The organism is Pseudomonas sp. MYb541 (genome assembly GCF_037479595.1).
GTDB lineage: Bacteria > Pseudomonadota > Gammaproteobacteria > Pseudomonadales > Pseudomonadaceae > Aquipseudomonas > Aquipseudomonas canadensis.
Genome location: NZ_JBBGYS010000003.1, coordinates 156,447 through 181,884, shown reverse-complemented (window position 1 = coordinate 181,884; position 25,438 = coordinate 156,447). Strand labels below are relative to the sequence as shown.

General features: G+C 61.2%; 20 protein-coding genes and 1 pseudogene. 6 read left to right on the top strand and 15 right to left on the bottom strand.

Annotation, left to right across the window (positions count from 1 at the left end):
• Window positions 1–325: 325 nt before the first annotated feature.
• The 3 genes and pseudogenes from WH299_RS03240 to WH299_RS03230 all read right to left on the bottom strand — a co-directional run bounded on the left by WH299_RS03240 (window position 326) and on the right by WH299_RS03230 (window position 2,282).
• Window positions 326–739 (bottom strand): ester cyclase, encoded by a 414-nt coding sequence (locus WH299_RS03240; RefSeq protein WP_339549589.1) that lies wholly within the window; start codon window positions 737–739, stop codon window positions 326–328.
• A gap of 157 nt (window positions 740–896) precedes the next feature.
• A pseudogene (locus WH299_RS03235) lies at window positions 897–1,300 on the bottom strand (EscU/YscU/HrcU family type III secretion system export apparatus switch protein); the annotation flags it as partial.
• A 118-nt stretch (window positions 1,301–1,418) separates the two neighbouring features.
• Window positions 1,419–2,282: a Dyp-type peroxidase gene (locus tag WH299_RS03230; RefSeq protein WP_122729052.1), complete on the bottom strand. Its 864-nt coding sequence runs from the start codon at window positions 2,280–2,282 to the stop codon at window positions 1,419–1,421.
• A 138-nt stretch (window positions 2,283–2,420) separates the two neighbouring features.
• Between WH299_RS03230 and WH299_RS03225 the strand changes: the two genes are divergently transcribed.
• Both WH299_RS03225 and WH299_RS03220 read left to right on the top strand, forming a co-directional pair.
• A complete protein-coding gene (locus WH299_RS03225) occupies window positions 2,421–4,037 on the top strand; it encodes an NADP-dependent glyceraldehyde-3-phosphate dehydrogenase (protein ID WP_122729054.1) in 1,617 nt (538 codons plus the stop codon).
• 23 nt (window positions 4,038–4,060) lie between these two features.
• Entirely contained in the window at window positions 4,061–5,122 is a 1,062-nt protein-coding gene (locus WH299_RS03220) for an FUSC family protein (protein WP_339498681.1), read from the top strand.
• A gap of 73 nt (window positions 5,123–5,195) precedes the next feature.
• On the opposite strand, the gene WH299_RS03215 is transcribed toward WH299_RS03220, so the two are convergent.
• Both WH299_RS03215 and WH299_RS03210 read right to left on the bottom strand, forming a co-directional pair.
• Window positions 5,196–9,071, bottom strand: a complete 3,876-nt coding sequence (locus WH299_RS03215; RefSeq protein ID WP_339549588.1) for an Ig-like domain-containing protein — start codon at window positions 9,069–9,071, stop codon at window positions 5,196–5,198.
• Between the two features lie 281 nt (window positions 9,072–9,352).
• Complete coding sequence (locus tag WH299_RS03210) at window positions 9,353–10,111, bottom strand: TetR/AcrR family transcriptional regulator (RefSeq protein ID WP_016977465.1); 759 nt, start codon at window positions 10,109–10,111, stop codon at window positions 9,353–9,355.
• 360 nt (window positions 10,112–10,471) lie between these two features.
• Between WH299_RS03210 and WH299_RS03205 the strand changes: the two genes are divergently transcribed.
• Genes WH299_RS03205 through WH299_RS03190 form a run of 4 tightly spaced genes read left to right on the top strand, consistent with a single transcriptional unit; the run spans window position 10,472 to window position 15,095 of the window.
• Window positions 10,472–11,176 (top strand): ABC transporter ATP-binding protein, encoded by a 705-nt coding sequence (locus tag WH299_RS03205; protein ID WP_122729345.1) that lies wholly within the window; start codon window positions 10,472–10,474, stop codon window positions 11,174–11,176.
• A complete protein-coding gene (locus WH299_RS03200) occupies window positions 11,173–12,390 on the top strand; it encodes an ABC transporter permease (protein ID WP_339549587.1) in 1,218 nt (405 codons plus the stop codon). The genes WH299_RS03205 and WH299_RS03200 overlap by 4 nt, the downstream gene beginning before the upstream one ends.
• Entirely contained in the window at window positions 12,383–13,861 is a 1,479-nt protein-coding gene (locus WH299_RS03195) for a TolC family protein (protein ID WP_339549586.1), read from the top strand. Before WH299_RS03200 ends, WH299_RS03195 begins: the two co-directional genes overlap by 8 nt.
• Window positions 13,851–15,095 carry an efflux RND transporter periplasmic adaptor subunit gene (locus tag WH299_RS03190; protein ID WP_339498622.1) on the top strand — a complete coding sequence of 415 codons (1,245 nt, stop codon included), beginning with the start codon at window positions 13,851–13,853 and terminating at the stop codon, window positions 15,093–15,095. The genes WH299_RS03195 and WH299_RS03190 overlap by 11 nt, the downstream gene beginning before the upstream one ends.
• A gap of 41 nt (window positions 15,096–15,136) precedes the next feature.
• On the opposite strand, the gene WH299_RS03185 is transcribed toward WH299_RS03190, so the two are convergent.
• The 10 genes from WH299_RS03185 to WH299_RS03140 all read right to left on the bottom strand — a co-directional run bounded on the left by WH299_RS03185 (window position 15,137) and on the right by WH299_RS03140 (window position 25,361).
• A complete protein-coding gene (locus WH299_RS03185; protein WP_339549585.1) occupies window positions 15,137–16,531 on the bottom strand; it encodes an FAD/NAD(P)-binding protein in 1,395 nt (464 codons plus the stop codon).
• Between the two features lie 12 nt (window positions 16,532–16,543).
• Entirely contained in the window at window positions 16,544–17,311 is a 768-nt protein-coding gene (locus tag WH299_RS03180; RefSeq protein ID WP_339549584.1) for an ABC transporter ATP-binding protein, read from the bottom strand.
• Between the two features lie 3 nt (window positions 17,312–17,314).
• Window positions 17,315–18,655 (bottom strand): ABC transporter substrate-binding protein, encoded by a 1,341-nt coding sequence (locus WH299_RS03175; protein ID WP_339549583.1) that lies wholly within the window; start codon window positions 18,653–18,655, stop codon window positions 17,315–17,317.
• A 21-nt stretch (window positions 18,656–18,676) separates the two neighbouring features.
• Window positions 18,677–19,726, bottom strand: a complete 1,050-nt coding sequence (locus tag WH299_RS03170; protein WP_323624330.1) for a branched-chain amino acid ABC transporter permease — start codon at window positions 19,724–19,726, stop codon at window positions 18,677–18,679.
• 4 nt (window positions 19,727–19,730) lie between these two features.
• Complete coding sequence (locus WH299_RS03165; RefSeq protein WP_339549582.1) at window positions 19,731–20,612, bottom strand: branched-chain amino acid ABC transporter permease; 882 nt, start codon at window positions 20,610–20,612, stop codon at window positions 19,731–19,733.
• On the bottom strand, window positions 20,609–21,382 hold the full coding sequence (locus WH299_RS03160) for an ABC transporter ATP-binding protein (protein ID WP_339549581.1): 774 nt from the start codon (window positions 21,380–21,382) through the stop codon (window positions 20,609–20,611). The genes WH299_RS03165 and WH299_RS03160 overlap by 4 nt, the downstream gene beginning before the upstream one ends.
• Window positions 21,379–22,281: an AMP-binding protein gene (locus WH299_RS03155; RefSeq protein ID WP_122729070.1), complete on the bottom strand. Its 903-nt coding sequence runs from the start codon at window positions 22,279–22,281 to the stop codon at window positions 21,379–21,381. Before WH299_RS03155 ends, WH299_RS03160 begins: the two co-directional genes overlap by 4 nt.
• Before the next feature lie 132 nt (window positions 22,282–22,413).
• Window positions 22,414–23,829 (bottom strand): LLM class flavin-dependent oxidoreductase, encoded by a 1,416-nt coding sequence (locus tag WH299_RS03150; RefSeq protein WP_123475844.1) that lies wholly within the window; start codon window positions 23,827–23,829, stop codon window positions 22,414–22,416.
• Complete coding sequence (locus tag WH299_RS03145) at window positions 23,829–24,155, bottom strand: acyl-CoA dehydrogenase (protein ID WP_123475842.1); 327 nt, start codon at window positions 24,153–24,155, stop codon at window positions 23,829–23,831. The genes WH299_RS03150 and WH299_RS03145 overlap by 1 nt, the downstream gene beginning before the upstream one ends.
• A gap of 9 nt (window positions 24,156–24,164) precedes the next feature.
• Window positions 24,165–25,361: an SfnB family sulfur acquisition oxidoreductase gene (locus tag WH299_RS03140; RefSeq protein ID WP_323624328.1), complete on the bottom strand. Its 1,197-nt coding sequence runs from the start codon at window positions 25,359–25,361 to the stop codon at window positions 24,165–24,167.
• Between the last annotated feature and the right edge of the window lie 77 nt (window positions 25,362–25,438).

Below are 25,438 nucleotides of genomic sequence, written 5' to 3'. Positions count from 1 at the left end.
CACCGATAGAGACGTCAATCTAGAATGATTTTCTGTGGTGAGCGGGGCTGTTGTGGTGAGCGGGCTTGCCCCGCGCCGGGCTGCGAAGCGGCCCTAAAGCCAGACGACCCGGTTCTAGATGAAAACATGCGGCGACTGGATTGGGGCCGAAAAGAAAATCGTCGTCAGCGAAGACACCAACCCGCAGATGTTCGATGGGACCAGATCCAGGACTTCAAGCAGGATGGTTTGCTCAAGCCCAATGGCGCTGAATACCACGATGTAGACAACCCCTGAAACCCGACACTCCGGGCCCTGCTGCATGGAGCCCGGCTTTGGGAAACCGTCAGTTTTTGTCAAAGCCCAACTGCCGGTACAGCGTTTTCATGTCGTAGTAGTCGGTGCTCTTCACGATCTCACCGTCCTTGATCCTGATCACGCAGCAACCATCGACATTGATCGCCTTGTGAGAGGCGCCGTGGCCGAACAGCTCGCCCTCATGGGTTCCCGTCATATGCCACTGGATCGTCCCGCCATGCTCGCCAAGGCTGATCAAGTCGCTGATGACCTTGAAATCGGGCAAGGCCTTTCTGATCAGGTCGAAGAAGTCACCCAGCTCGGGCCGTCCTCGCATGGTTAGCCTCGCGGCCTTGTCTTCATAGACAGTAGCCTCTGAAAAAATCCCGAGAAAATCGGCTTTGGAGGTGCCAGACCAGAGGTCAGCCCATTTCTGAATCAATTCACGATTTGTATCTGTCATGGTGAAACTCCCTTGAGCGCAGGAGGCGGAGCAACGGAAATCTCCCGTCGACCCCACCGTTCATTACGCTGACAGATACAACCTCAGCTCCTGCCGAGCAGATACTTCCTCTGTAACAAAAGCGTTCAACAAGCGTAGCCCGGCCACTGCCTAAATCAACCGCGCGGCCATCGGTAGTGCCGATCATCATCGACGCGCGGCTCAAGCCGAGCTTGGTGGCCAAGGCCTGCATCTCGTTGCGCTGGCGCCGGCGCTGGCTCTTGATCAGCGCTGCATCATCACGTCCACACCGCCCACCAGGATGAACGCGCAGAGCACGGTGAATACCAGCGGCTTGAGTACCAGGAAAAACGTCGACTCCATCAAGGCCTGCAACGCATGCTTGCCGACCACGTAGAACGCGATCGCCAGCACCTGCACCTTGATCAGGCCCTTGATGAACTCCACCAGGTTGCGCAGGGCAAATATCTTCTTCATGCCCTCCGCCGGGTTGATGCGCTTGAACTCGGGCTTGATCGGGTCGGTCGAGAACACAAAACCGCGCATGGTGACGATGCCGCTGTTTGCGCAGATGGGTATGCAAAACAGTTGATGGCCGCCTGCCGCGTAATCTAAAAAACCCACCACCCTGTAGAAGTCGGCTCCCTCGCCACAACAAGCCGGCGCCTACAGTTTCGATTTACGGCGTGATCGAACTCAGGTCGAGGTGCCCATCCTTGATCGGCGGGCACCAGTAGTAACCACCGGTCAACGGTGTGCTGATGCGGTACAGGCCATCGACAATCCCATCTTCCAGCCCACTCATGCGGCGCAGTTGCGCTTCGAATGCATCGAAGGAGTGGCCGAACGCAAGGAACATCAACCCGGCCTGGCCGTTCTCGGCCCAAGGCATGGACCGGCGCACCACGAAGGCTTCCGGGGTGAAGCTTTCCTGGGCGGTACGCTTGGTGTGAGCGGACTCGGGGGCATCGTCGAGTTCTTCGTTGTCGCCATGACGGCGGCCGATGATGTGGTCGCGTTCTTGCGCGGGCAAGGCCGCGAAGCCATCGAGGTCGTGCTGCCATTGCTGGATCGCGGCAAAGCTGGCGCCGCTGTCGGTCAGGGCCGCTTCAACCGCCGCGTCATCGTGGGGGTTTTCGGTGCCATCTTCGTAGTCGGTGAGGTCGAAGCCGGTCTTGTAGCGGAAGCCTTCGGTCATCTGCACCAGGCGAAACGCCGGGGCCAGCGCTTTTTCAAATGCGCGGCTGCGCAACAGCAATTCACCGCGATCCACGCCGTGCAGCCACACCCACAACGCCTGTTGGGTTGTCGGGTTGTGCGCGCCCGGCCCGCTGACCGTGGGGAATGTGCGCAGGCCTTCAATCCGGGCGCCCAAGGCAGTTACCAGCGGCTCGCCAAAACCGACCACCGCCGCCGAATCGGTCAACTGCACCAGCGCATCCAACGCAGCGGGCACGGCGGCCAGCGAATCCACGGCGAAAAACAGATGACGTGCCTGCAATGGCACCGGTGCGGCAAGAATGCCCGGCTGGTACTGACTCATGTGAACTCCTTCTGAAAAGCCGCGCAGTTTAACCTTCAGCCACAGCGCTGCGTACAAGAAAGCGCGCAAGCCTTGCCATAGAGCCTGTTGTTGGGTGACTCTCTAGTCATGTTTTGCAACTATTCCAGGGGTAGCGACATGACCACCAGTAACCTGCTCACCCAGCTGTTTCCCGCCTCCGCCACCGAGATTCCCGAGCAATTCCAGCTGGGGGCGCCCATTGAACAGCGTGATTACCTGGTCGACGGCCAGTTGCAGGTGTGGAACGGCCCGTTGGCCAAGGTGCAAAGCCCGGTGCAGTTTGGTGACGAACGTGTGCATATCGGCAGCACACCGCTGCTGGACGCCGACACCGCCCTCACCGCTCTGGATGCCGCCGTGCGTGCCTATGACCGTGGTCAGGGAGAATGGCCGACGATGCGCGTGGCCGAACGTATCCAGCACGTCGAAGCCTTTCTGCGGCGCATGCGTGAACAGCGCGACGCGGTGGTCAAACTGCTGATGTGGGAAATCGGCAAAAACCTCAAGGACTCGCAGAAAGAATTCGACCGCACCTGCGACTACATCACCGACACCATCAATGCCCTCAAGGAACTCGACCGCCGCTCCAGCCGCTTCGAGCTGGAACAGGACACCCTCGGCCAGATCCGTCGCGTGCCGCTGGGCGTAGCGTTGTGCATGGGCCCCTATAACTACCCGCTGAACGAAACCTTCACCACGCTGATCCCGGCGTTGATCATGGGCAACACCGTGGTGTTCAAACCGGCCAAGCTGGGCGTACTGCTGATCCGCCCTTTGCTGGAAGCGTTCCGCGACAGCTTCCCGGCCGGGGTGATCAATGTGATCTACGGCAGCGGCCGCGAAACCGTCAGCGCGCTGATGGCCAGTGGCAAGATCGATATCTTCGCGTTTATTGGCACCAATAAAGCCGCCAGTGACTTGAAGAAACTGCATCCCAAGCCGCATCGCCTGCGTGCCGCGCTGGGCCTGGACGCGAAAAATCCCGGCATCGTGCTGCCCGAAGTCGACCTGGATAATGCCGTCAGCGAAGCGGTCACCGGTTCCTTGTCGTTCAATGGCCAGCGCTGCACCGCGTTGAAAATCCTCTTCGTGCATGAAGACGTGGTCGACCGCTTCATCGAGAAATTCAACCAGAAGTTGTCCACGCTCAAACCCGGCATGCCGTGGGAAGACGGCGTGGCGCTGACGCCATTGCCCGAAGCGGGCAAGGTGGATTACCTCAACGGCTTGGTGGCGGATGCCGCGCAGCACGGTGCCAAGGTGGTGAATGAGCATGGCGCTGAAAGCCGTGGATCGTTCTTTTACCCGGCGGTGCTGTACCCGGTGAACCCGCAGATGCGTGTGTACCACGAGGAGCAGTTCGGCCCGGTAGTGCCGATCGTGCCCTACCGCGACCTGGAAACCGTGATCGACTACGTGCTCGATTCCGATTTCGGCCAACAGTTGAGCATTTTCGGCACCAACGCCGTGCAAGTCGGGCGCCTGGTGGACACCTTCGCCAACCAGGTCGGCCGGATCAATATCAACGCCCAGTGCCAGCGCGGCCCGGACACGTTCCCGTTCAACGGGCGCAAGAACTCGGCCGAGGGCACGCTGTCGGTGCATGACGCATTGCGCGTGTTTTCGATCCGCACGCTGGTGGCGACCAAGTTCCAGGAGAGCAACAAGGCGCTGGTCAGCGACATATTGCGCAACCGCGATTCAAGCTTCCTGACCACCGATTACATTTTCTAGAGGACGATTCGTCGTTGATTAACCTGCATCTGCCTGTGTTTGCCCGGCGCCTGTTGCGCCCCCTGCTCGACCCGTACCGCCGCTATCGCCATGCCAAGCTGATCCACGCCGTGCGCGTGTCCATCGGCTTGCTGGCGACGATCCTGCTGACCACCGGCATCAACCTGCCTCACGGTGAGTGGGCATCGGTGACCATGCTGATCGTGATCGGCGGTTTGCAGCACCACGGCAATATCGGCAAGAAAGCCGTGGAGCGTGCCTATGGCACCTTGATCGGCGCCAGCGTCGGCCTGGCGCTGGTGCTGCAACAGGCATGGCTGGGCCAGCCGTTGCTGACCTATCTGCTGATGTCAGTGGTGTGCGGGTTCTTTTCCTATCACGCCATCGGCAAGGGCGGCTATATCGCGCTGCTGTCGGCGATCACGGTGTTTATCGTCGCCGGGCATGGTGACAATCCGGTCTCGGACGGATTGTGGCGCACCGTGGATATCCTGATCGGCATCGTGTTGGCGCTGGCCTTTTCCTTCGCCCTGCCGCTGTATGCGGTGTATTCGTGGCGTTACAACCTGGCCAGTGCATTGCGCGATTGCGCCGCTATTTATAGCCGGATCATCAATGGCCAGTCGGTCACCGATGACGAGCATCTCAAGCTGCTCAATCGCTTGAATGCGTCGATGGTGCAACTGCGTTCGTTGATGCCGTCCGTGTCAAAGGAAGTGCGGATTTCCATGACCGAACTCGACGCGATCCAGCGCCATTTGCGCATGTGTATCAGCACCCTGGAGATTCTTGGCAATACCCGACCCGATCCGCGGGATGAACAGGTGATGGCGCGGATGCAGGTAATGTTAAAAGCTGAACATCGGCAGATTCGAGTGCAGTTGGTGGGGATGGCGCGGGCGTTGAAGTCGGGGGTGACGGAGCGGTTGGAGCGCAGCGGACACGCAATTGGCAGTGAGCCTGCAATGAAAGCGCCGATCTACAGTGCTTTGGATGGCTATCGGTTGTTGACCGTACAGCTGGCGGCGAATGTGGATGCGATGCGTCAAAGATTGGCCAATAGTGCAGGTCGCTGGAAGATCTAAGCCTCCTCACTCAACTGATCATGAAAAGGCCGGTTTCTCTATACGATCCACCGGCCAGCACTTCACGCTTGCATTATCTCAACCCGATACCATTTAGGTGGCCGCCGAGCAACTTGTCGGCTTCCGTCCCTGTGCCACCGCCAGGAATATCCAGAAAGTAGTAATAATTGGTAAAGAGAAATGAATGGGAGAAGCTACCCGACCAGTACCACGCATACCCCATGGGCCACCTGGCTCCATAGGCATTGTTGATGGCGCGTAGCTCATCAAGACTGGGCATGCGTAGCCCAGCATTCGCCACCGCCGTACTGATATTCCTGAACGTGTTCCTACCCACGCCATACACTTGCACGACGTTGCTGACAAAAACGTTGTAACTGCGGGTCTGCACCGGCACCGACGAATCACTGACGGTAATCGTCGCAGAACCATTGCCACGCACGGTCACCAGCCCGTCGCCATCCACAACGGCCACCGATGTATTGTTTGATGAGTAGTTGTAGCGAGGTGTACCGCCCGAAGCCTGGCGCCTGATCGAGTTTCCTGCGCCGAAGGCTGGCAATACACCGGGATTTCCGGGAAGTATGTAAGTCCGCGCATTCAAGGTGACCGCAGTCTGGTCGAAAATCAGCGGCGACGTCAGGCGAATGGTGTACTGCGTGGAAGGGAAAGGTATCGCATCACTGCGCTCCTCACTGCCGTCGAAGGTGACCGCCAACGTGATCGTGACCACGCTGTTATTCGGCAGTCCCAATAACCAGGCGCGCGAGATCAACTCGTCGCGCAGGCCATTGGCAGCCTGCGACGAGTTGATCGGATAGCCCGTTAACAGGTCCTGCGTGTCAGCTCCTGGACTGGAAGCCGACAACCACACCCGCTGCCCGGGGTTACTCAAGCGCCATTTGGCAACTGCGATCCGGCCGTCACCGGTAAATGTGGGTGGATTGAGGCTCCCTCCATGGGCCACGCCATTGATGAGGGCACGTGGCAGGTTGGCGGACGCAATCGTACCGAACGTGACTTTCTGCTCATCGGATGTACCCTCGCCACCTCGACCCAACTGTACGAAGTACTGCAAATGAACAGTTCTGTTTACACTCCTGGCGACCAAATCATTGGGCACGTTGAAGGTAACCGTACCACCATCCAAACCATCCAGCGGCCCCAAATCAATCGTCAAACCATTTTCAAAGGCCCAGTGAAGCGTTACCCGGTCCGTACCACCCACGTTCATGTTGGGGTAGCTCACCAGCACCTGGCACTTGTTTTCGACTGTCAGTGGGTCAACCGACACTTCCGGCCCGCTGGCAGGCGTCGAGTCTTTGATCGACGGATGAGGAAATTCGTTCGGTTGGTCCTGGACCACATGATGACGAACGCCAAATAGCACAGCGTTGTCCTTCTGCGAACTGTGATCGAACGTCACCCAGAAGCTGATCGTCAGTGCAGACCAGTCTTGAAGGCGGCGCAGACGACCCACTGGCGTATATGCCGATGGGCCAAATGTGACATCATCGTCGACAACCTCGCGGGCGACAAACGTCGACTCCTCATAGGGAGCTCCCGTGTCGAGCCTGCCCAAATAGTGCAACCACATGCGTTGCCCCACTGCGGCGTATGGGTAGGGCGACACACGAGTCATGTCCAGATCGTCCAACAACGTTTTCTGCAACACGATGTCATCGCCAATGCTGTCGATCAGAGGCCCAGGCAAATGATGCAGCGAGAGTAAACGCACCACCAGTGTCGGTGACGGTGTAGCAAATCCATTGCGGATCACTTTAAAAGACACTTCGATATCACGGCCATCAGGATGGATGTTGTAGCCTATGGCTTCGACCGGGATGGTGAAGTCGATATGGTCTCCGGTCTGCCCTTCCTTGATTTCCGAATAGCGGCCTATTCCTGGTAGCCCCACCCAGTCAACCTGGACTTTGTCGGCGAGCTTGATGAACTCGTAACGCACCCGGACCGTCGCACCCTCCGGCCATGTATGCATCGGGTCGAGTTCATGGGTGTCGGGGTTGGCTTGCAGCACTTCGGGCATGAACAGTTCGCCCAATGCCGTGCCGATTGTCACCACCGCCTCCTCGGAATACTCGAAGACACCAAAGCGCTCAATCAGGAAGCTGGCAGTGAGCGTGCCGTCCAGATTGTCATCGAAGAGCTGTTTTGGAATATCCACCAAGAGTGGATTGCCCGCTACAAACAGCGGGTATTCATACTGCGCTTCCCCACTGACGGAGCCCGTGTACTTAATGATGACCAGATCGCCCTGTTTGAAATCCGCACGCAGCTCCAGCGTACCCACGCTGCCGACCAGCGCGGGGTCGACGTTGCCATTGATTGCATCCTGGAACACAGGTGCCTGCAGCGTTCGCGCTGGGCGTCCTACTTGTATCCAACGGCGGTCTGACTCACGTACCCCCAATGCGCCAGTGACGATGTAGTGCACGTTGGTGTCGCGCAAGCCTTCGAAACGCGCGTATTGGGCATTGAGAAAATCACGCGTGCGCACATGCGAGCCAGCCAGACGCGAAGACGAAACCAGTTCAGAGGTGTTGTCCAAGTGGAACCCCTGAATTCGAACTGTCAAATCGTCCCCAGGGCTGCCCGGCGGTTGGTAGTCCGGCATTTCCACGGTAATGAGCGCCAAGTTCGGCGCGATGAACGGTCCATGGGCTTGGCGAACCAGGGGCCTTGGCAATTCAAAACGCCGGCCGGCAACGGTAACCGTCGTATTCCTGGAGGGCAGATCATCTTCACCGTCTCTTTGCCTAACATAGGAAGCCGTCAGGGTGCTTTGGATAAGTGAGCGGACCAACTCGTTCCGGATAGGAAATTCGTAATACTTTGGAATCCTGTCAACCGGCAGCCCCAAGGATTCAGTCACATACTCACCTGTTGGAGTCGTGCCGTGCACGGTGAGCAAGATAACATCACCCACCCGAAAAAAAGCACTGTTACGCGGCACCTCCACTTCGGCAGTGGCAGAAGCTTGACCTAGAGCATCTGCGTCCAGGACCCTGGTGATTACGTCCGCTTCGACGATCAACGGTTCCGGCGGCAACGTTATGTCCAACCTGGCTTCTACCGGTACCGGTTTGCACCACGGCTGCAGCTCACCCGAGCGGTTGCGCACCTCGTCATACAGATAAAACTGCACGACAAAATCACCTGATCCGGCCGCCTTTATGAATTCACCCTCAATCACAAACGTCAGGTCAGAATCCACTTGGTCAGCTGTGATAGGGAGTAGGTCAAAACGATGCTCGCCCCAGTAGAACATCACCAAGTCGTTAACCCGCATGTTCTCCCATGCCCGAATCGTTGCAGTAACCCCCCTGTCTGCGACGACAGCGTCAATAAATGTATCCGAAAGGGTCAGCATCAATTTGGAGTGCCATTTTTCATCGGGACGGTCGTCGGCACCTCCCGGACGGGTGTCCTTTACAAATATAACTTGGGGCGGCGAGGTACTGAGGGTTGAGCTGCCAACACGCTGAACTTCGCCGTAGACATTGTGTACGAAGCCCAACGGCACAGTGCTACGAGGAATGTTTAGGGAGACTCGATCATGAGTGATTTCGTCAGCCTTAAGGGTGTCCTCCCCCAGCACCAGATCTCCCCACTTGAACCGATAGATGTCAAGCTCGGTAAATGTTTCCCAACGATCAAAGACGACGTCCAGCCCCTCCTCAATATGACGGATGCCCACACCATAGGCCGCGCCCTCTACGGGTATAACCTGCGCAGGGGAGGTATAGGGAGAGCTCAGATCCTCATCGATGGTAAACCCGGGTCGGGTGTCCGACGACTTCACCACGGGAGATGGCTTTTTTCGCGGAGCAGGCCTGGCAGTGCCTGACGCGGACAATTCAGAGGATGCGGAAGCCGGTGTCTCGGCGTCCTCGACTGAGGATTTGGGGGCCTTGGGTTTGGCAGACATGATTTTTCTCCGGGTTTAAGCCCGTGCAGGTCGTACACGAGTCAGGGGAAAATCACACGCCTGATCACTCAACGTGTCTAGCTGTCAAAGTTGACAGTAGCGAAGAGTGATCATTTGAAGTAGTGGTTTGAATGCTTGAACTATCGCAATTTACACACCATTTCTTACATATTTTTCACGTTTTATTCACATCCTGGAACGTAGTGTGAAGCCTCATCCGTTACAAATGTTGCACATCAAGCCCGCCGCCCCAGCGGGCTTTTTTTTGCCTGGGATTTGAGTCAACGCGCGGCCTTGCTCGCTGGCGCGGCAGATTGCTCGCGAATCGCGCGCTGGGTATCCAGCACCTTGGCCAAGGCATGTTCCGCCTCAGGGCTTTGCTGCGGCACGCGAATTGCTGCCGACACCAACGTGATCAACTTGGCCATCACCTCGGCATCCGTGGCCGGGCGGCCCAGGCTCATGGAGTTCATCAGCAGGCGCAGTTCGGTACCGGCCATCACCCCGGAAATCGCCTTGAGGGCAAATTGCAGGCGCACGCCGAGCTCATTGCGCGGCAGGTCCGGCAGGGCCAGGGCAAAGGCTTCGAAGAACCGCTGGAACACCGGCTGGTAGTGAACCTTGAGGTATTCCTGGATAAACGGCGACGTGTCGCTGTACACCCGCCCCAGGAAACGGATGAATGAACGCCCTTCCCCACTGGCGCTGGCGGGATCGCTGCGCTCAAGGCCCATGGCCGGGGCAAACAGCACGCCGAGCAACGTGTCGCAGTCCAGAGGGCCGTCGGATTCGGCCTCACAGCGCGCGAGCAGTTCCAGGCGCTGCTCGTTGAGCGGTTCCAGGCGTTGCTTGAGCAGGGTCTGCATCAGGGAGTCCTTGTCCCCGAAGTGGTAGTTCACCGCGGCCAGGTTCACCTGGGCACGCTCGGTAATCTGCCGAAGCAGAACGGCGTCGTAGCCATACTTTATGAAGAGAGCCTCTGTCGCATCCAGCAATCGAGTCTTGGTGATGTTTGGAGCGCTGACTTTCTTCGCGACCATAGAAGTTCCACGTAGGAAATATTGTTTAAAAAAATAATTTGATTTTTTATACCGGGGCCCTCGTTCGAAAGCAAGTAGTGACACACCGCCATATGATCGAAAGCCTTGGCCGACGGGCTCGTCGGAGGCGGGCAAGCGGGTTTTGCTCAACCTCCCGCCCCCGTGGGGCAGGCCTTTTCCCAAGCTGAAACCGCTCTACATCGACGGCTGGCGAAGCGGCTGGAAGGCGGTTAGTATTCAAACAATATTTTAAAAACAAGAAACAAAAACCGGTCCATGGCGCACCCTGAGGCGACCCCTAACTTGTTACAAGGCTTTACTGGGGACGATGACGACGGCGTCGAGACTGAAGGCGTATTCATGACAGATACCCCCGCGCACCCAAGCTTGATCTCCCTGCACGGCATCGGCAAACGCTATCAGTTGGCCGGGCAGCACCTGTCCATTCTCAATGATGTGTGCCTGTCCATTGCCCGCGGCGACAGCTGCGGCATCCTCGGCGCCTCCGGCTCTGGCAAAAGCACGCTGCTCAATATCCTTGGCCTGCTGGACCTGCCCAACTGCGGCCAGTACCACTTTGCCGGCCACGATATCTTCAACGCCACGCCCGATGAACTGGCGGCGATCCGCAACCAGCAGATCGGTTTTGTGTTCCAGAGTTTCAACCTGTTGCCACGCCTCAGCGCCCTCGACAATGTCGCCCTGCCCCTGAGTTATCGCGGCGTATCGCGTCATGAGTCGGTGGAGCAGGCCCTGCGCATGCTCGAACAAGTCGGCCTGGCCGACCGCGCCCACCATCGCCCCGCCGACCTCTCCGGTGGCCAACGTCAGCGGGTTGCCATTGCCCGGGCACTGGTGGGCAAACCCTCGGTGATCCTCGCCGACGAACCCACCGGCAACCTCGACAGCACCACGGCCCAGGACATCATGGACCTGCTGCTGGCGCTGAACCGTGAACAACAAGTCACCCTGATCATCGTCACCCACGACCCCCACATCGCCGAGCGCCTGGACCGCAAGATCCTGGTGCGTAACGGCGTGGTGCAAGAGGCCGGGCGCCCATGATCGAGCGGGTAAAGAGCAGCCTGCGGGTTGAACAGAACCTCAGCCAAGTGCTGCATGAAGCGTTCGTCAGTCTGCGCACCCTGGGCAAGCGCTCGATTCTGGCCTTGCTGGGTATCGTGATCGGCAGTTCGTCGGTGGTGGCGCTGATCAATATCGGGCATAACGCGTCGGTGGATGCCGCGATGATCTTCAAGGACATGGGCACCGACACCCTGATCGCTCAGTTCCCCCCCAAGGGCGCCAGCACTGTGCCGATGCCCGCCCGCCTCGACCTCGACGCCATGCGCCAGACGGTGCCTGGCATAGCCCATATCGGTGCTCTCACACTGTTCAGCGGGCCCATCGTGTTCCATGGCCGTACCGCCAACGCCAACTTCGTGGGCAGTACACCGGACATCAAGGATGCGATGCGCCTGGTGGTGCAACGGGGGCGTTTCCTGTCGAGCTTCGATGCCAACGAAACCTACGGTGTGATCGGTGACCAAGTGGCCCAGTCACTGAGTGCGCCGGGCGACCCCTTGCAAGTGGGCGATCGCGTGCGCATCAACGACTACCTGTTCCTGATCGTGGGCATCCTGCGCAGCCAGCCAAGGGCGATGCTGATGCCCGTACAGGCCAACGAGTCGCTGTTCATTCCCGCTGAAGGCATGCGCCGCATCTATGCAACACCGCAGATCGGCAACCTGATCATTCGTGCAGCGCCCGGCCAGGACATGGAGCGCGTCGCCAAAGAAGCGGTCGCCGCGCTGAAACCCCAACTCCCCGACCACGATGTGGACATCCAGGTGCCCCAGCAAATGATCGACGGCATGACCCGGCAAAGCCGCACATTCGCCTACCTGCTGCTGGCTTTGGGCGCGATCTCACTGGTGGGCGGTGGTGTGGGGGTGATGAACGTGATGCTGATGAACGTCTCTGAGCGCCGCCGCGAGATCGGCATCCGCATGGCCCTCGGCGCCCGCCAGCGGGATATCCGCAACCTGTTCCTGCTCGAAGCCGTGACCCTCACCGCCGTCGGCGCCCTCTGCGGCGCGGTGCTGGGCATGACCGCTGCCTGGTTGTACGCCTGGCTGTCGGGCTGGGCGTTTGCGCTGGCGGTGCTCGCCTTGCCGCTGGGGGTGGGCAGTACCTTGCTGGTAGGGTTGTTCTTCGGCATCTACCCAGCGGTGTCGGCCTCACGCTTGCAGCCGGTGGAGGCCCTGCGCGATGAATAAATGGCTTTGGCTGCTCGCATTCGTCAGCCTGCCCGGCACGGCCGCCGACGTGGTGATCAAACCCTCGGCGCCCAGTAGCACCCGCAGCGGCTATGAACGCAGCGTCTCGTTGAATGCTCAGGTCACCAGCCTGACACTGGGCGATGCGGTGTACCTTGGCTTGCGCAACAACCCGGCGATCCGCAGCGCCTACCTGCAACGGGTGGCGCAGAAATTCGACCTGCGGGTGGCCGAAGATGTGTTCAACCCCAAGCTCACCCTCAACAGTTATTACCGCACCAACCGTGGCTCCGCCGACAACACACGCAATGCCAACCTCGCGCCGGCCACCAGCCTGCTCAGTGAATACGGCACGCGCCTGAGCATGGCCTGGACCCAGCAACTGAACACCGCTGACCGCGCCGGCCGTTACCGCAGCGACGGCCTCGACCTGGCGATCATCCAGCCGCTGTTGCGTGGCGCTGGCTGGGACGCCACCACCGCGCCGCTGCGCCTGTCGCGGTTGTCGGAACAGGCCAACCGCCTGAACCTCAAGGCCACCGTGGCGCAAACCATCAGCCAGATCATCGCCACCTACCGCGAACTGCTGCGCGCCCAGCAGCAACTGAGCATCGTGCAGGACGCTCTCAAGCGCTCTGGCACCTTGCTGGAGGTGAACAAAGCGCTGATCAATGCCGGGCGCATGGCTGAGTTCGAAATCGTGCAGACCGAAGCCGATATCGCCACCCAGCAACTCGGCGTGGAAGAAGCGCAGAACCAACTGGACACCAGCCGCCTGGCCCTGCTGCGTCTGCTGGCCCTTGACCTGTCCACGCCGATTCGCGCCACCGAAGCCCTGGAGGCCCGGCCCGTGCAGGTCGACAAGCGCCAGGCCTTCAACCTCGCGCAGACCCAGCAGCCGGAATACCTGGCCGCGCTGCTCGGCAGCCAACAGGCCGACCTCAACCTGGTGATCGCCAAGGATTCCGGGCGCTGGCAGGTGGACCTGGTAGCCGGTGCCAATCAGATACGCGCCAACACCGATAACGACGCCGGCCGCTCCACCAACCGCACCTGGGACAGCTACGCTGGGGTGCAGGTGCAAATCCCCATCGGCGACATCAGCACGCGCCAGGCCGAAGTGCGTGCGCGGGTGAATGTGGAGGATCAGGAGATCCGTATCACCGATGCGCGCCAGGAGCTGGAGCGCAGCGTCAACAATGTGGTGCGCGACCTCGGCACCCGCTGGCGCCAATATGAAATCTCCCAGCGCGCCGTGGAGCTGTCGCGGCGCAAGATCGAGATCGAGCGGGAAAAACTCAGCGCCGGACGCTCCACCAACTTCCAGGTGCTGAGTTTCGAGACCGACCTGCGCAACGCCGAGAACGCGCAGCTCAATGCGCTGATCGCTTATTTGAACGCCCAGACCCAGCTTGACTTGACCCTGGGCATGACGCTGGAAAGTTGGGAAATCGCCCTCAATGACTACTAATCAGAAACGCCTGCTGGGCGCTGTACTTATCCTGTTGCTGGGCGGCGCGGGCCTGGCCTTGCGCAGCCCGGCCTCCGATCCCGCTGGCACCACCGAACAGTGGCTGGCCATCAAGCCCGACGCGCTGGTGCACCAGATCGGCCTGGTGGGCAAGATCGAACCCGACACCACCATCACCCTCACCGCGCCGTTCGACGGCAACGTGCAAGCCAACCTGGTGGAGCAAGGCCAGCGGGTCGAGGCCGGCCAGGTGCTACTGCGCATGGACCCGGCCACCCTGGAGGTGCAACTGCGCGAGGCCCTTTCCGCCCAACTCAAGGCCCGGCGCACCGTGCAGGAAATGCAGGACTGGGACAACGGCCCCACCGTCAGCCGTGCACGTCGCAGCTTGCGCACGGCGCAAATGACCGCCGGCAATACCCAGCGCAAACTCACCGAGAGCGAAAACCTGTTCCAGCGCGGCATCATCCCGCGCAATGAGCTGGACGACCTCAAGCAGCAGACCCAGCAGCAACAACTGGACCTTGCCTCCGCGCGCAGCGAACTGCAGCAGGCCCTCGACCAGGGCAAGGGTGAATACCGCCAGATCGCCGACATGGAACTGACCAATGCCACGGTCAAATACGACGCCCTGCACAAGCTGCTCGACGGCCAGGAAGTCAAGGCGCCGTTCTCCGGCATCGTGGTGCCGCCGCCCGGCAATACTTCAACTCAGGGCGGCGGCAACAACACGGCCCCGGTGCAAGCCGGCAGCAAGGTCAGCCAGGGTCAGGTGCTGTTTGGCCTGGCGAACATCGAACGGCTTAAAATCGTCGCCAAGGTCTCAGAGCTGGACATCAACCAGTTGCATCAGGGCCAGGCGGTGGAAGTGCTGGGGGATGGGTTTGACGGCGAGCGACTGAACGGGTCGGTCAGCGTGGTGAGCGGCCTGGCGATGGCCGGTGACGGCCAGGGCAGTGCGCAGTTTCCGGTGACCTTGTCGATCCCCAAGCTCACGCCGCAGCAGTTGCAACGGGTGCGCCTGGGGATGAGCGCGCGATTGACCATCGTGACTTACAACAATGCGCAGGCGATGGTGATTCCGAGCCAGGCGATAGGGCCGGATATGACGGTTGAATACCGTGAGGCGATGGATAAGCCGGTGGAGCGGGTGAAGGTGACCACGGGGCAAGCGACGGCCCAGGGGGTGGAGGTGTTCGGCCTAAAGCCCGGCCTTGTAAAGACCTCAAGATAAATGGAAACCCTATGTGGGAGGGGGCAAGCCCCCTCCCACATTTAGATCTCTGTCAGCTTTGAAGCCAGCGCCTTGGCTTGCAGCGCCACATCCGTCACTGCCGTACTTTCCCACCACATCCCCCGCAACGGCGGGCCCATGGCGAACAAGCGCTGGCTGACCTGCCCCTGGGCATCCACCACTGCCCCCGACGTATCCGCCGCAATCCCCAGCGCCAAGGGCCCAGGCTGGATCAGCCCACGCTTGAGCAATTGCTGGGGCAACGGCCGGGCCACGCGGCGCCAGTCGTATTCGATACCGCTGGAGTTGATCAGGGCCGCGCCGCAAACCCGCTTCACCGCCTGCTCGCCTCGGTGACGCACACCAATGGTCACGCCCTCGACCGAAGGTTCCAGGCCTTTGAACGACGCCGCCCGAATCCGCAACCGTCCTTCTTCATGCAACCGCGCCACCAACTGCGCGCTCAACGGCGGCGAACGGTGGTGATGACTTTCCCACCACGGCCGCACATGGCGCACGAACTGACGTTTTTCGCGTTCACTGGCCTGGCTCCACAGCCGGCCGATATGCGCACGCACCGTGTCCAGCGGCGCCTGCCAATCGATGCCCTGTGCTTGCGCCATAGTGCATTGCCGACGCACCTCGCGTAGTAATTGCCGAGGGCTACGCAGGCGGTGATCTTCGCCAAGGAAATCCGCCCAGCTCGGCGGCTGCCGACGCACATGGGGCAACAGGCCGTGGCGCGAGAAAATCTCGATGGGCCCGCGATGCCCGGCCTGTTCCAGGGACACCACGGCATCAACCATGGTCAACCCGGAACCGATGATCAGCACCGGCGCTTGCGGGTCAATCGCGGTCATGGCTTTCACATCCCAGGGATCTACCGCCGCCGCGTTCAACCCGCTGGACTCGGTCTGCGGTGTGCGCGCCGCCGGGAACATGCCGGTGGCCAGCACCGCAAAACCGCCGCGCAATTGTTGGCCGTCATCCAGGGTGAGCAGTGCTGAACCTTCGTCCACCTGCAGGTCGACCCCCTCAGCACGCACATGCTCGACGCTGGAGGCAGACCGCGCCTTCGCCTCGGCCAAGCGTTGCTGGGCGTACAAGCCAAATATCCCGCGCGGCGGGAACAATTCGCTGATCGGCACGTGCTGCTGGCGCGACTCCGGCCAGCCGCCTGCGCCGATGTACTCGGTGAGCCACTGGGTCAAATCGTCGGCATTGTCAGGGTCGACACTCATGCGCGCCGCGTTGCCGTTCAGGGTGTGGCCCAGTTCGACAGCACTGTAGGCCTCGCCCCGGCCGAGTTCGCCACGCGGCTCGATCACCAGGATCCGGCGCCGACCCGGCAGGCGCAGCAGTTGCACGGCCAGCATCGTGCCGCTCAGGCCGCCGCCGATGATCAGTACATCAGCGTTGCGGATGGATTCAGTCATGCAGAGTCGCCCTTACTGTTTGCCCAGGTAAATGTCATGCAAGTCGCCCCGCGCCAACAGCTCAGCGGCGCTGCCACTCAAGGCCACGCGGCCAGTATCCAATACGTAGCCGTGGGACGCATAGTTCAGTGCGACATTGATGTTCTGCTCGGCGATCAGGAAGCTCACCTGCTGCTCACGATTGAGCTGCGCGATGATCTCGAAAATCTCCTGCACGATCATAGGCGCCAAACCCATGGACGGCTCGTCGAGCAGTACCAAAGTAGGACGGGTCATCAACGCCCGGCCGATGGCGACCATCTGCTGCTCGCCGCCCGAGGTGAGCCCGGCGCGGGTGTGGCGCTTGGTCTTGAGCCTCGGGAACCAGGTGTAGAGGCGCTCCAGGTCCTGTTCCATGTCCTTGCGGCTCAAGCGCCGCACGAAGCCGCCACTGCGCAGGTTGTCTTCCACCGTGAGTTGGCCGAACACATGACGGCCTTCCAGCACGTGGACCATGCCCTTTCGCACGCGCTGGCTGGGATCGACACCGGCCAGGTCCAGGCCCGAGTATTCGATCACGCCCCGGCTGACCTCCGCTCGCTCGGCCCGTACCAACCCAGAAATCGCCTTGAGCGTGGTGCTCTTGCCGGCGCCATTGGCACCGAGCAAGGCGACGATGGCGCCCTTGGGTACGTGCAGCGACACCCCGGCCACCGCGAGGATCGCGCCGTCGTAGATCACTTCGATATCGTTGACCGTCAGCAGCGACGGGCTGGCGGGGTTAGCAGCGGGCTGGCTCATGGTTTACTCATCCCCAGTGCAGGTGCGTGGCGTCAGGCCTTTTTCCTTGGCGAAAGCGGCGGACTTTTCATCGATCAACGGACGCAGCAACGCGCGGTCGGCAGCGATCCACTCGCTGATCAGCGTCCAGTTGGCGCCATCCCACTGCTGCACCCGCGCCGAGCCGCCGCCTTCGTGGTCGCGGCACGACAGCTTGAGGTTCTGCATCAGCCCCAAGTAGCCCATGTCTTTCAAGCGAGTGTCGTCGATGTTCAGGTGTTCCAGGCCCCAGCGGCCCTCTTCACCATTCAGCGGACGCTTGCCGAACTTGGCCTGGCCGGTGCGAATCGCTTCCACCGCCACAGCGGCGTTCACCAGGCCGGAGTTGTAGTAGACGCTGCCGAAGTTCTTCAGGTCCTTGAGGTCGCTGTGGCCCTTGTCGAGGATGTATTGCTTGAGGCGTTTGTGGATTTCGAAGTCGGCACCCGCCGGGTATGGGGTGAGCGCCAGGTAGCCTTTGGCCGAGCTGCCTGCGGGCAAGACGTCTTCGCTGGAACTGGCCCAGATGTCGCCGATGATGTGGTCCACCGGGAAGCCGAAGCGCGCGGCAGTTTTCACCGCGACCGGGGTGGACACGCCCCAGGTACGCAGGAACACCCAGTCCGGGTTGGCCTGGCGGACCTGGCGCCATTGCGCGGACTGTTCGTTGCCGGGGTCAGCCACTGGAATCTGGATGTTTTCAAAGCCGTACTTTTCCGCCAGCAATTTCAGCGGGCCGAGGGTTTCGCGGCCATAGGCCGAGTCGTGGTAGACCGTGGCGATTTTCTTGCCCTTGAGCTTCTCGAAACCACCCTCGCGCTGGGCGATGTAGTTCACCAGGGTCGACGCCTCGCTGTAGAAGGTCAGCATCACCGGGAAGTTGTAGGGGAACACCGTGCCGTCGGTGGCTTCAGTGCGGCCGTAGCCGAGGGTGATCAGCGGGATCTTGTCCACTTCCGCGCGCTCGCTCAGGGCATAGGCTGCCGGTGCGCCGTTGGGCTGGTACACCGCGACCGGCGCGCCATCCAGGCCATTCTTGAAGCGCTCGTAGCACTCGATGCCCTTCTCCGCCGTCCACTCGGTCTCGCACTCCTGCCACACCAACTTGACGCCGTTAATGCCGCCTTCGACCTCGTTGATGTAGCGCAGGTAGTCGATCATCCCGGCCCACACCTGCACGCCGCTGGACGCGTAGGCGCCGACGCGGTAGGTGGCCAGGGGAATGAATTGCTGGTCCGGCGAGGCCATCGCCTGGGGAACAGCACCGGCCAGGGCGGCCAGCGCAAATGCAGCGCCGACCAGGGAATGTTTCAAGGATGCACGCATGGGAATTCTCTTGAGGGAATGTTAGAAACGCAGCGGCCACTGCCGCACACGGTCACGCAGGTTGTGCAACAGGCGAATCAAGCCCTCGGGTTCCTTGATCAGGAACACGATGATCAACACGCCAAAGATGATTTTCTGCAGGTTCTGCAACTGCCCCGCATCCACCGAACCGCCAAACAGCGCCTGCCCGGCATGGCTGAGGAAGATCGGCAGCAGGCTGATGAAGGCCGCACCGACAAAGTTGCCGGCGATGCTGCCCATGCCGCCGATAATGATGATGAACAGGATCTGGAAAGAGCGATTGATATCGAAGCTACTGGCGCTGGCCGTGCCCAGGTAGGCAAAGGCCCACAGCGCGCCGGCTATGCCTAGGTAGAACGAGCTGACCGCAAATGCCAGGCGCTTGTAGCGCACCACCGGAATGCCGACTACGGCGGCGGCGGTGTCCATGTCGCGGATCGCCATCCAGTTGCGGCCGACCTGGCTGCGCACCAGGTTGATCGCGGTCCAGGTCAGCAGCAGCACGGTGACCAACGTCAGCAGGTAACGGCCCAGCGGGGTATTGAGGTCATGCCCGAACAGCGAAAGCTTCGGCGCGGAGATGGTCCCGGAGGAGCCGTAGTTGTAGAACCAGGGGAATTTGACGAACAGCCACTCCAGGAAAAACTGTGCGGCCAAGGTGGTGACCATCAGGTAGAAGCCCTTGATCCGCGAGCTGGGCAGGCCGAACAACAGGCCAACCAACGCGCTGATAATCCCGCCGCCGAGCAGCGCCACCGGCAAGCCCAGCTCGGGCAGGCGCAGTAAAAAACCGTAAGTGGCAAATGCGCCAACAGCCATGAAACCCGCGGCCCCCACCGAGGTTTGCCCGGTGTAGCCGGTGAGCAGGTTCAAGCCCAACCCGGCCAACGAGAGCACTAAAAAAGGTATCAGGATCGCATTGAGCCAATAGTCATTGCCCCACAGCGGCACCACGACAAAGGCCAGCGCCAACAGGCCAATCAGCCCCCAGGGAATGCGCCGCTGGATCAGCAGCAACGGCGCGGTGTGTTGAACAACGGGAATCGACATGGTTTCAGACTCGCTCGATGGCGCGCTCGCCGAACAGGCCGGCGGGACGGATATACAGGAAGGCCAGGGCCAGTACGTAGGCGAACCACGGCGTGATGCCGCCGCCGATCAAGGGGCCGATATACACCTCGGCCAGGTTCTCCGCCGCGCCGACGATCAACCCGCCGACAATCGCCCCGCCAATCGAGGTAAAGCCGCCGATGATCAGCACCGGCAAGGCCTTGAGCACCACCAGCGACAACGAAAACTGCACCCCTTGGCGCGCGCCCCACAGCAGCCCCGCCACCAGCCCGACAATCCCGGCCACCGCCCAGACGATCTGCCAGATACGGTTGAGGTTTATGCCAATGGACAGCGCCGCCGTGGTGTCATCCGCCACCGCGCGCAGGGACACACCGATGCGGGTCTTGTTGAACAGCAGCGCCAGCACTGTCACCAGCACCACGGCAGCGGCGGCAGCGATCAGGTCGAACTGGCTGAGCATCAGCGGGCCGATGAAGAGCGGCACGTCGTCGATGCCCAGGTCGAGGGCGCGCACCTGCGAGCCCATCAAGCCCTGGGCCAGGCCTTCGATAATGAACGAAAGGCCCAGCGTCGCCATGAACAACGTGATCTGCGAGCGGTTCACCAGCGGCCGCAACACCAGGCGCTCGATGAGTAACGCGCCGACGATCATCACGATCACAGTCAATAGCAGCGCCAGGGCAAACGGCACGCCCTGGTCATGCAGGCTGACAAAGGTCAGCGCGGCGAACAGCAGCATCGAGCCCTGGGCAAAATTGAACACGCCACTGGCCTTGTAGATCAGTACGAAACCGATGGCGACCAGGGAGTACATGGTGCCGGCGAGCAGGCCGCCGAGCAGGGTTTCAAAGAAAAACGTCATCCGTGCACCACTCCCAGGTAAGCCGCGATCACTTCGGGATTGGTCTGCACGTCGGCGGGCGTGCCGTCGCCGACCTTGCGCCCGTAATCGAGTACCACCACGTGGTCGGACAGCCCCATGACCACGCCCATGTCGTGTTCGATCAACACCACGGTGGTGCCGAGGTCGCGGTTCACGTCGGCGACGAAGCGCGCCATTTCCTGTTTTTCCTCAGCGTTCATGCCCGCCATGGGTTCGTCGAGCAGTAGCAGGCTGGGCCCGGCGATCAATGCCCGGCCCAACTCGACACGCTTCTGCAGGCCATAAGAGAGGTTGCCCACCAGCACATCACGCTGAGCTTGCAACTCAAGAAATTCGAGAATGCCCTGGGCGCGCAGGCGGAACGCTTCGGCTTCCCGACGTGCGCGAGGCAAGCCCAGGGCCTGTTCGATAACGCTGCTGCGCATATGCCGCGACAGGCCAGTGAGAATGTTGTCGAGCACGCTCATCTTCTTGAACAGCGCGTTGTTCTGGAACGTACGGCCAATGCCCCGGCGCGCGGCGCCGAGCGGGTCAATGCGATGGAAGTGCTGGTCTTCGAAGACGATCTCGCCAGCATCGAAGCGATACACGCCGTTAAGTACATTGAGCAATGAGCTTTTACCGGCACCATTGGGACCGATCAGCGCGCAGATCTCGCCGCGCGCCACCTCGAAGGACAAGGCATTGATCGCCTTGACGCCCTTGAACGACAGCGAGATATCCCGCACTTGGAGAATGGCTTGGCTCATGCGATGTCCCGTTTGAATTGCGCCAGCCACACCGGCGAAGGGGTGGATTTGAGGGGTTGCCAGATGTAAGCCAGGCGCTGAAAGCCGAGCAGCTTGCGCACACGGTTTTTCAACAGGCGGCGCAGGCCGCTTTGCGGGTGGGCGATGGCCCAGTCGCATAGGCGTCGACGCCAGGTGCCATGGGGTGCAAGGCGACTTTCGATCTCGTCGGCCAGGTGCTGCAAACGTGCAGGCGACAACAGCAAGCCGGTGGGGGCGACTTCGCTGCGATCGCGCCGCGCCGAGGCCAGGCTTTCCGGAAAGGCCAGGCCATGGCCGCTGTTCAGCCATTGCTCCAGCACTACCGCCAAGCCGCCCTGCCAGTGGGTGCCTTCTTCGCTCCACAACGCGGTTTCGCCGCTGGGTTGCCACCAGCGTACGAGGTGCTGCGCCGGGTCGATCGGGCCGAGCAACTGGGCAAAATCCAGCAGGTTGGCCGACTGCCAATGCCGCACTTGCTGGCGGTCCTGGGTGTAGGCATGGGTGGGATGGATGCGCCATAACTGTTGTTGCAGCGCTTCGGGCTCCACGTCATCGGCCAGGGTCAGGACTTGCCCGCCGATGGCTTGAGCCGCAAGAGCCAACAGCAACAGGTTCGGCTCGAACGCCCCGCTGAGGGCCACGCGCGATTGCTCGTCAAAGCCCTGCTGACGCAAGCCATCGGCCAGGCGTTCCACATCCCGCAAGGCGTCGATCCAGCGCCACGCGTACCACTGGCCCTGGCGCTTGTGGCGCAAGGCGGTGTGCAGCGGCGTGATCTGCGCCCAGTGGTGCAGTTGTTCCAACGCCTTGGGCAGGTTGCCGAGCAGCTCGGCGGGCCATTCCAGGGCCAGCGGACGTTTGAGTTCGTGCACGCTCATAGGGGTGATGCTCCTATTCAAGTGATGTGCGTGCGGTGGTCCGCTGGCTGGTTTTTTTGCATCGACACCGATCTACTGTGGGAGCGGGCTTGCTCGCGAAAGCGGCAAATCAGTCGACATAAATGTTGAATGTCAGTCCGCATTCGCGAGCAAGCCCGCTCCCACATTGGAATGGTGCAAGGCCGCCAAATCGCGGTAACCGGCCCCCGGGTGGTTCGCGCCCAACCTTGCACCGTCACCAAATAACTTCTCGCGCAACGTGCCCTGGGCGTATTCGGTCTTGTACACCCCGCGCTTTTGCAACTCCGGCACCAGCAGGTCCACGGCGTCGATGAAGGTTTCATGGGTCAGCGCATAGGCCAGGTTGAAGCCGTCCACATCGGTGTCCTCGACCCACTCTTGAAGCAGGTCTGCCACGGTTTCCGGGCCACCGACAAACAGCGGGCCAAAGCCACCGATGCCGACCCAATCGGCCAGTTCGTTCGGCGTCCAGACCTTGTTCGGGTCCGCCGTGGAGAACGCTTCCACCGCCGATTGGATGGCGTTGGTGTGCACATGCTTGAGCGGCTCATCCGGCTTGAACTGGCTGAAGTCGATACCGGTCCAGCCGGAGATCAGCGCCATCGCGCCTTCGTAGCTGACGTAGGACTTGTATTCGTCGAACTTGGCCTTGGCCTTGGCGTCGGTCTCGCCGACGATCACCGTTTGCAGGTTGAAGATCAGGATCTTCTTCGGATCACGCCCGGCTTCGGCGGCGCGGCGGCGGATGTCGGCGACGGTCTTTTTCAGCAAGACCTTGGACGGCGCGGCGACAAACACGCACTCGGCCTGTTCGGCAGCGAATTGTTTGCCGCGGCTGGACGCACCGGCCTGGTACAACACGGGGGTGCGTTGCGGCGAGGGTTCACACAGGTGAATACCGGGCACCTGGAAGTGTTTGCCGACATGGCGGATCTCGTGGATTTTGCTCGGGTCGCTGAAGATCCGCCGCTCGCGGTCGCGCAGCACGGCGCCCTCCTCCCAACTGCCTTCCCAGAGTTTGTAGCAAACCTCCAGGTATTCCTCGGCATAGTCATAGCGCGCGTCATGTTCGGTCTGGGCTTTCTGGCCGAGGTTCTTGGCGCCGCTTTCCAGGTAGGAGGTGACGATGTTCCAGCCGATGCGGCCCTTGGTCAGGTGGTCGAGGGTCGAGAGACGGCGGGCGAACGGGTACGGATGTTCGAACGACAACGAAGCCGTCAGGCCAAACCCCAAGTGTTCGGTGACCAACGCCATCGGCGCGATCAACGACAGCGGATCATTGACCGGCACCTGCGCCGCCTGGCGAATCGCCGCGTCGCCGTTGCCGTTGTACACGTCGTAGATGCCCAGCACGTCGGCGATAAACAGGCCGTCGAACTTGCCGCGCTCAAGGATCTTGGCGAGGTCGGTCCAGTATTCCAGGTCCTTGTACTGCCACGAACGGTCACGCGGGTGCGCCCACAGGCCGGGCGATTGGTGGCCGACACAGTTCATGTCGAAGGCATTCAAGCGGATTTCACGGGACATCAAAGCACTCCGTTGAGGTAATAGTTGCCGACGATCTGGTATTTCCAGCGCAACGGGTCATCGAGGCTCGACGGCAGTTCAGTGCGTTGGCCGGTCAGCTCGAATTCGGCGTTGCTCGCGGCAATCAAGGCTTCGGCGGCGGCGATCTGCGCTTCGGTGGCGGCCACCGGGCTGGGGTGGGTTTCAGCGCGTTCCAGCAAGGCGGCGGCCACGTCGACGCGGATCTGCAGATCGCCGAAGCGGCTGATCACATAGGGGTCATCGCTTTTCTCGACATGGCGGCGAGTGCTGTCCAGCAGTTGGCGTGCAAGGTTCAGTGCGGTCATGGTTGATCCTCAGTTCCAGGCGTGGCGCGCGGGCTTCACACCGTTGAGCACAAAATTGCCGATCAGGTGGTATTTCCAGCGGGCCGGGTCGTGCAGGGTGTGGGTGCGCGCGTTGCGCCAGAAGCGGTCAAGGTTGTGTTTGCCGGTGACCGAGCGGGTGCCGGCCAGCTCGAAGAGTTTGCTGCTGGCGAGCAAGGCGGTTTCGGCCGACAGCACTTTGGCCTGGGCGACCACCAGCGAGGCGTGGGCGACGCTGTCTTCGCTCGGTTCGGCGAGTGCGTGGTCGACCGCCTTGCCGGCCTTGGCGAGAATCGCTTCGGTGCCGTGCACGCGCCATTCGAGGTCGCCGATGGCGGCGATGGTGAACGGGTCTTGCCAGCCGTGATCCTGCTGGCTGTCGATCCACGGGCGGGCCTGGCGCGCGAAAATCTTCGCTTGTTCAAGGGCGCCGAGGGCGATGCCGGTGTCGACGGCAGCCTGGATGATCTGTGAAATCGGGCCGTTGGCGGTGGGTTGGTCGAAGGCCTGGTGAGCGGGGATCACCGCGCTGAGGGGCACGGTTACGCCATCGAGGGTCACGCCGCCGCTGGCGGTGGTGCGCTGGCCGAAGCCGTCCCAGCTGTCGATCACGCTAAGGCCCGGCGCATCACGTTCGACAAAGGCGATAAACGCCTGGCCGTGTTCGTTGTTGCCGACCGTAGGCACGATGTGGGCGAACAGCGCGCCGGTGCAGTAGAACTTCTCGCCATCGATTTGCGCGGTATCGCCATGCAAGCGAATCCGGGTGTCGAAGGTGCCGGCGTTTTTGCTCTTGGCTTCGGAGAAGGCGTTGCCGAAACGGTAGCCGGCCAGCACCTTGTCGAAGTAATAGCGCTTTTGGTCCTCGGTGGCGGTTTGCAGCAGGAGGTCGACGACACCCAGATGGTTCTGCGGGATTTGCCCCAAAGACGGGTCGACAGCGGAGATCAGCTTGATCACCTCGGCCACGGTCACATAGGACACCTCGGCGCCGCCGTAGGCCTTGGGAATGGTGATGCCCCACAAGCCGCTCGCCGAAAACTCGTCGAGTTCGGCAATGGGCAGGCGCCGCTCACGGTCACGCTCACTGGCCTCGACGGCGAAGCGGGCGGCCAGGCGCGTGGCGACGTCGATGGCTTCCGCGTCCGAACGGATGATATGGGCAGGGTGTAAAGGGTGGGCAGACATGGGCCGACTCCAGGCTCCGATGGGATACAGGAGTGATTGCAGGAGTCGTGCCTGAATGTGATTGCCCGTAAAGTCGG